General features: G+C 45.4%; 1 protein-coding gene. It reads right to left on the bottom strand.

The window, feature by feature from the left end; all coding sequences use genetic code 11:
- Positions 1-1,012: hypothetical protein (locus R7P72_RS26270; protein WP_318111213.1), on the bottom strand; the 1,012-nt coding region annotated here is incomplete at both ends.

Here is a 1,012-nt window from a genome sequence, read left to right as displayed (position 1 = left end):
CAGAAATGACTTCAACTTTCCATTCTTTAAACGCTTGAGCATCGCCTGCACCGCCTGCTTGCTCCGTCATGACACAAGTTAAGTTATCTTGAATCAATAAGTTATTGGCAAAGTACTTAGACGAACCGTTGGTTACCGTAATTTCATATTCGATGTTTCCACCGGGCACATATTCTGATGCGGTGGTTGTTTTAGAAATGGCGATCTCGGAATCAGAAACGTTCAGCACTTTTTCTGCATTGACTGTATCTGCGACGTTTGCGCTCTGAACTAATGAACCTGATTCATCTTTGACGGCAGCAGAAAAGCCTTGAAGCGTACCAATGGTGATTGGCGTCAGTGTAGCTTCAACTAGGTAAGTGATTGACTCACCGGGGTAGATCGACACCGTATCGTCAAAATCGACATCAGTTTGAACTCCACTTGCTTGATAGGCAGATAAGGAGTTAGAGCCAATGTTGTTGACCGTTACAGTCCACGTTGAGAATGGATTTCCGGTCACATCGGTGTTGTTAAAAGCAGACGAGAGATCGTTCGCCAAGCCATTGTTGGTAAGTAACGTGTTGATGTTCTGCGTAACGTGGTAACCATGTGCAATCGCACCACCGTTGTTACTGACTTTGATTTCGAAATTGAGCTTACCGTTGATTAAATAAGGTGTCGAAGACAAAAGTGTATGGGTAAGCGTAACGTTCGGCGTCGCTGGAGGCGTGACAAGAACATTGCTTTCTACAGGGCCATCGCGCGTTAACGCCGATGCCTTAGTTGTAATGTCAGAAACCAGATCATTCGCAACGGTCGCTTTGATGGTGTAAGTGATGTAACCACCCACGGATAGCTCCGCATTCTCTACCGACAAATCATCTGCTTTCGAAAATGTTCCCGCATTACTCCCAGAAGAAGCGACAGCACTGATCTCGACATGACTAAAAACTGGAGCGTTGGCACCGCTTAGAACCTCACCAGTAAGAGACAAAAAAGGTTGGGTTATGTCTAAGCCTTTTACTGCAAA

The sequence above is a fragment of the Vibrio sp. Vb0888 genome (genome assembly GCF_033338835.1).
Classification (GTDB): domain Bacteria; phylum Pseudomonadota; class Gammaproteobacteria; order Enterobacterales; family Vibrionaceae; genus Vibrio; species Vibrio alginolyticus.
This window is presented reverse-complemented; position numbering and strand designations above follow the sequence as displayed.